Origin of the sequence: Pseudomonas sp. IT-P395 (assembly GCF_949767675.1) — a bacterium.
In the GTDB taxonomy this organism is placed as follows: Bacteria; Pseudomonadota; Gammaproteobacteria; order Pseudomonadales; family Pseudomonadaceae; genus Aquipseudomonas.
In genome coordinates this window covers 1-202 of record NZ_CATKPW010000056.1, presented here as the reverse complement: position 1 = coordinate 202, position 202 = coordinate 1, and the positions used below count along the sequence as shown (strand labels likewise).

Annotated in this window: 1 protein-coding gene; it reads left to right on the top strand. The window is 56.4% G+C overall.

What is annotated here, in order from left to right; translation table 11 throughout:
• Positions 1 to 86: 86 nt before the first annotated feature.
• The coding region (locus ACM6IN_RS23705) for a DUF559 domain-containing protein (RefSeq protein WP_414916792.1) at positions 87 to 202 on the top strand (116 nt) is incomplete at its 3' end.

Sequence of the window (202 nt, the reverse complement as noted above, 5' to 3'; positions counted from 1 at the left end):
GGCCCCCTCTCCCTCCGGGAGAGGGCTGGGGTGAGGGTTCTCAGCTACAGTGAAATATCAAACCAACTTCACAAGGATCGTGAAGCATGCAAACTCGCCCCACCCTCGCCCAGTTCGCCCGCCATCTACGTGTTAATCAAACCGACTGCGAACACCTGCTCTGGCAAAAGCTCCGCTCCCGCCAAATCGCCAATCTGAAATT